We start from the raw sequence: 5,453 nt of genomic DNA, 5'->3' as shown, positions 1-5,453 counted from the left end.
TCATTCCGCCCACATATCGAGAGAGACCAGAGCCTGGCTCGATACACGACCGGCCGGCCGCTTCGAATTTACCTTCACGCCCAAGCACGGCTCCTGGCTCAACCTCATCGAGGGCTTCTTCTCCAAGTTCGCCCGCTCCGTCCTGCGCCACATCCGGGTGACTTCAAAACACGAGCTCAAGCAGCGCATCATGGCCGGCATCGACGATGTCAATCGCCACCCTGTCATCCACACTTGGTCCTACAAGCTTGCCGAGGCCGCCTGATATGATTCAAACCAAGAAAACGCTGACCTAGATAGGAAGAAAACAGAGCTTTTGGCAGTGAACGTTGGTGATCGGTCACTTGCTTCGCATCCTGTTCTTATCGCTGTCACTTTGCGACGTCTTGGATTGCCGACGCCCGGCCTCCCGCACCGCAGTCGTCACACTCAACAACGCGCAATGCCGCTCGGAAGACACTTACTATTTGCCCAGAGACGGCAGCGGCGTCGTGTCGGTCCGCGTGGGCAATATCGGATACTCGATCTTGGGCAGCTGCCCGGTCAACGAATTCAAAAACGCGACAATATCGTTCTCTTCCTTGTCGCCGAGCTTAACGCCAAGCTGAACTTCAGCCATTACGCCAACGGCTCGCTTAAGGCTCCAAACCTGACCTGAATGGAAATACGGCGGTCGCAGCGCGACGTTGCGTAGCGGCGCTGATCGAAAAACGTATTCGTCGCCGGCCACCTTTGTGACCGCGAATCGGCCTTTGTCGGCGATCGGAAGCAGGCTTGTGCTTGGCTTTTTGATCGCGCCAAATGGAAAATAATCCTGTCCGCCGACATTGATTCCATTGTGACAGGAGGCGCATCCTGTTTCCATGAACAGCTTCAACCCTGCTTTCTGCTGATCGTCGAGAGCATTCGTATTGCCTTCAAGGTACTGATCGAACGGGGCCGCGGGCGTAATGAGAATCGCTTCAAAAGCCTCGATCGCCCGAGCGAAGTTGTCAAAGGTGACCGGCGCCACCTCGTTTGGGAATGCCTTTTTGAACATGACCACATAGTCGTTCATCGAATTCAGCGTGCTGATGACACGATCTGGAGTCGCGTTCATTTCGACACTCGCCTGCACGGGCCCCTTTGCTTGCGTCTTGAGGTCTGCGGCGCGTCCATCCCAGAACTGCGCCACATTGAAGACCGCGTTGTAGACGGTGGGAGCCCGACGTGGCCCTCGTTGCCAGCCGTGACCCACGGAAGTCGGTCCGGCATCCACTCCGCCTGTACCAAGATTGTGACAGGTATTACAGCTGATGATCCCGCTAGCCGACACACGCGGATCGAAGAACAGCATCTTGCCAAGTTCGACCTTCTCGTGGGTGACCGGGTTGTCCTTCACTGCAGGAACGACCGAGGGGATCGGCTTGAAAGTCTGACGAGCAGCTTCCATCAAATCATCATCTGCACCAGCTGATGATGAGATCAGAATCGCAACGGCCGCAGCACGTAACGTGCGTGCAAGGCGGAGCACTGGGACCGCTGACTTTCTTCCAATAAGTTTCATCTCTACCGGTTCCGGGAAATTGGAGGGTACGACGCCACATAGGGCGCCCGCCCGGGCCAACGCGCTGCAACACCACTCGATATTCATGCTTCAGGCCCCGCAGTCAGTATTCACAACAGAGCAAAACGTCTCGGCTTTGTTCACGCGTAGACCTAGGGGACGTAATGCCGATCTTTTCGCGCGACACGCTTGTACAAGCTGCGGCAGATCTGCGTCCACTTGCGTGGCTCCTGGGCGGGCACTTCTATGCTGCACTTCGCCGGATCTGGTCGCGCGAGCGCGCGCCGCCCCGCATGTGCGAGAGCGGCTCCAGCGGTACCAGCGGCAGGATCCGTGAGTTGCACTCCCGATGGGGGACGTCGAAGATCATTGCGTTCATGGATTTCGGTGGGGATCAAATCGCCGTCGTTCACGCGGGACTCCTCCGCTGGAATTGCGGGTTGCGATAAGCTGCTAATGGTTTGCTTCCTTCTGGCCGTTGTTTACAGAACGCACGCAAGCTGCGGGGGTCGGCAACCTGCTTCATCGAGACGACACCGCGCACGCGGTCCTCCTCCATAACTTCTAGAACTTGAGATGAGCGCAGCAAATCTCGTACCAGTTGGGTCGCTCGCGAACCCGCTTGGAGACCAACGCTCTGGAACATCAATGATCGACTTCGTCGCATCACGCGATCGAAGCGGGCTGCGTCGTAAATCGGACACCGCCGTTTCGAGTGGTCCCGAAAGTGGCTGATATCGAACGAGCACGGCTGAGGGTGCGTTTGCTCACCGCATCTGCGCGAGAGCGCAGACGCGCAATAGAGGTGAACACTGCAGCCAATCTCAACCGGGGATGGAAGACGTCCACCCCGATTTGCGCGGATTAGGCTTGGCAACGCCAGGCGTAAGTCGGGACCACCAGGTTTTCCCTATGTCGTGCAGCAAGAGAAGCCGCGGACCGATCAGGTTCGCTGGCTGCCCAACGCGTGCGCTCTTCGACTTTTCACCGACCAGCGATCAATCGTGGGATTTCTTGAGGTGCAGCCGCCCCTTTACAAGGTGGAACGGCTTGTGCCGCGGTCAACTACCAGCGCTGGCAATTGCTTAAGATGACACACCTGTGTCAGTTGTTGATAGAGCTGCGGGATCGCCCAATCGACTTGGTCATCGAGACCTGGACCAAGCACGTACTGTAAGCCCGACAGGTCGAATGAACCTGCAAGGAATCGGCATGCAATATCAACCAAAATCGGCTGTCGCGAATCGCCCAGAGGGACGCGCAGGTCCGTCACTCGCACAAGAGCTTCGCGTTGAGATCTGTTCCAAAAGCGACCTCTTGTTCCTGATGGAAGCTCATGATGCGCTTTCGAGCGCGATTGCCAAGCGCGCGGGCTTCAAAGGCCTCTGGGCCTCGGGCCTATCCATTGCAAGCTGTCTCGGCTACCGCGATGCCAATGAGGCTTCGTGGAGCCAGTTCGTCGACGTGGTCGAGCGCATAGTGGACTCGAGCGAATTGCCTGTGCTCGTTGACGGCGACGGCGGGTTCGGGAATTTCAACAATGCGCGCCTTGTGGCGCGCAAACTTCGCCAGCGTGGCGCTGCCGGAATTGCCCTGGAGGACAGCTGTTTTCCGAAGATCAACTCGTTTGTCGGGGATCGGCATTCGCTAGCCGACATCGACGAGTTCTCCGGTCGACTGCGCGCAGTAAAGGATACAGTGGCGGACGACTTGGTTCTGGTGGCGCGGACCGAAGCGCTGATAGCCGGCCGTGGATTGGACGAAGCACTTTCACGTGCTAGCGCTTACGCTGCGGCGGGCGCCGATGCGATCCTCATTCATTCGCGCAAGAGCACCGCGGAGGAGGTCATCTCCTTTGCAACTGCGTGGCAAAACCGCCTGCCTGTCGTGATCGTTCCAACGAAATACTATCGAACGCCTGTCTCTGCCTACCGTGATGCCGGCATCTCCACCGTGATTTGGGCCAACCATTCTGTGCGAGCGGCAATATTGGCCATGCGACAGGTCTGCGATCGCATCATTGCCGAAGAGAGTATTGCCGGCGTTGAGCCAAATATCGCAGCTATCGACGAACTTTTTGAATTGCTGAGGTACGACGAACTTGCCCATGCGGAAACGCGATATCTCAACCTCCCCTGACCTATCTCACTTCTCCTGCTGGCAGTCGCCCTCCTTGAACGAGTCCTGCGCCTCCCGTCGACACATGCTTCACGGGAATGCCCATCGACGCTTTAGGTTGCCATTCTGGGATCGGAGATATCACACAATGCGCGACGGCTCTCACTGATCGCTCTCTCTCTCTATACGTTGCCGCGCTTCTGATTTCTCCGCTCCGGTGCCAGTCGCCATCAGTCCCTAACGCCTAAAATGACGGCGACACAGCCGTGCTAATGAAAAGGATATTCAATGATTTGCAATGGTCCCAAGAGGGCCGTCATTCTTGCGGCTGGCTTGGGTTCGCGCCTGCGTCCGCTGACCGATCTGCGCCCCAAGCCGCTAGTCGAGGTCAACGGCACTCCGATCCTTCACAACGCTCTCCGCAATCTGCAAGTGGTCGGGGTCGAGGAGGTGACGATCGTCGTCGGTTACCGGAAGGACGCTATTCAATATGCCTGCGGCAGCCGCTTTGGTGAGCTCGAAATCAAATATGTGGAGTCGTCCGTCTTCGAGCACACCGGCAGCGCATATTCCTTATGGTTGGCACGCGACGCACTTCTTTCCGGCGACAGCTTTCTTCTCGAGGGCGACGTCTTTTTCGAGGAGGGTGCGTTGCGTTACCTATTACTCGGACCGGCGACTGATACGGCTGCGGTAGCTCCTTTCAACGAGCTGATGGAGGGGACAGCAGTTGTGTTGTCGGATAGCGGCTTGATCTCAGCTTTCCGAATGAAGCAAACCGCCGCAAATGTTGCGACGGATGGTCCAAGACTGTTCAAGACGATGAACCTGCTGCGCTTCTCAGCGTCGACACTCCGGGAAACGATCGTCCCGGCGCTTGACGATATCATCGCTTCGGGAGCCAGGCGGGCGTATATCGAGGAGCTTCTTGCGGACCTGGTGGAAAGGCGTGGCCTAAAGCTCGCAGCGGCTTGTTGTGACGATCTCAAGTGGTACGAAATCGACAGCGTCGACGATCTGCGCATGGCGGAGCGCATTTTCAGCTGAGCGGACCCCTTGGGCCCTGCCGGATAAACTTCAGGCAAAGTGGCAGGTCCAGGTGGCCAGCGACGACGATGCTGAAGGGCCCCTCGATGCGATCCGCGTGTGCGCCGCGACGGACGAGGAAGCGTACGCGCCTCATAGGAGCATTGGGAACGTTACACGGCTCCGTGGGCCGCTATCTTGCCGTGCGCAGGATTATCTGCGGAAAGACCTCAGCGCGCGGCGGGGCAAGCGGAGCGAATTGGCGGACGGAATGCTTTTTGCGAACACGATCGCCGAACCATTGGACGCAGTGTGCTTCTCCGCAAAAAGGATGCGCCGGCGGACCCGCCCAAGCGCTGATCGGATTGTGCTGCGCACGTCGCTTTCGACGTTCGCCTACTCCCTTCTGATTTGCGAATTTCCAAGCATTTTGCGCCGAGATGGGCGGCGTCATGGTGGATCTCACTAGGTCAGCGTTTTCTTGGTTTGAATCATATCAGGCGGCCTCGGCAAGCTTGTAGGACCAAGTGTGGATGACAGGGTGGCGATTGACATCGTCGATGCCGGCCATGATGCGCTGCTTGAGCTCGTGTTTTGAAGTCACCCGGATGTGGCGCAGGACGGAGCGGGCGAACTTGGAGAAGAAGCCCTCGATGAGGTTGAGCCAGGAGCCGTGCTTGGGCGTGAAGGTAAATTCGAAGCGGCCGGCCGGTCGTGTATCGAGCCAGGCTCTGGTCTCTCTCGATATGTGGGCGGAATGATT

5 protein-coding genes are annotated in these 5,453 nt (G+C 57.7%); 3 read left to right on the top strand and 2 right to left on the bottom strand.

Going from position 1 to position 5,453, the window contains the following annotated elements:
- On the top strand, window positions 1–265 hold a 265-nt coding region (locus tag H1B27_RS39495; protein WP_197967811.1), incomplete at its 5' end, for a transposase.
- 198 nt (window positions 266–463) lie between these two features.
- Here the strand turns inward: H1B27_RS39495 and H1B27_RS39490 are convergent.
- Complete coding sequence (locus H1B27_RS39490; RefSeq protein WP_197969760.1) at window positions 464–1,546, bottom strand: cytochrome-c peroxidase; 1,083 nt, start codon at window positions 1,544–1,546, stop codon at window positions 464–466.
- 1,191 nt (window positions 1,547–2,737) lie between these two features.
- Between H1B27_RS39490 and aepX the strand changes: the two genes are divergently transcribed.
- Entirely contained in the window at window positions 2,738–3,685 is a 948-nt protein-coding gene (aepX, locus tag H1B27_RS39485) for a phosphoenolpyruvate mutase (RefSeq protein WP_376709033.1), read from the top strand.
- Window positions 3,686–3,952: 267 nt separating this feature from the next.
- Entirely contained in the window at window positions 3,953–4,711 is a 759-nt protein-coding gene (locus H1B27_RS39480) for a phosphocholine cytidylyltransferase family protein (protein ID WP_197969758.1), read from the top strand.
- Window positions 4,712–5,186: 475 nt separating this feature from the next.
- Here the strand turns inward: H1B27_RS39480 and H1B27_RS39475 are convergent.
- A partial coding sequence (locus tag H1B27_RS39475) for a transposase (RefSeq protein ID WP_197969757.1) occupies window positions 5,187–5,453 on the bottom strand: 267 nt, incomplete at its 5' end.

Origin of the sequence: Bradyrhizobium diversitatis, assembly GCF_016031635.1 — a bacterium.
GTDB classification, from domain to species: Bacteria; Pseudomonadota; Alphaproteobacteria; order Rhizobiales; family Xanthobacteraceae; genus Bradyrhizobium; species Bradyrhizobium diversitatis.
The sequence above is the reverse complement of the archived record's forward strand: the minus strand, read 5'-3'. Positions and strand labels throughout refer to the sequence as shown.

Bases quoted from the DNA above. Each gene is read 5' to 3' on its own strand.
- H1B27_RS39490 (WP_197969760.1), bottom strand. From the start codon at position 1,546: ATGAAACTTATTGGAAGAAAGTCAGCGGTCCCAGTGCTCCGCCTTGCA.
- aepX (WP_376709033.1), top strand. From the start codon at position 2,738: ATGAACCTGCAAGGAATCGGCATGCAATATCAACCAAAATCGGCTGTC.
- H1B27_RS39480 (WP_197969758.1), top strand. From the start codon at position 3,953: ATGATTTGCAATGGTCCCAAGAGGGCCGTCATTCTTGCGGCTGGCTTG.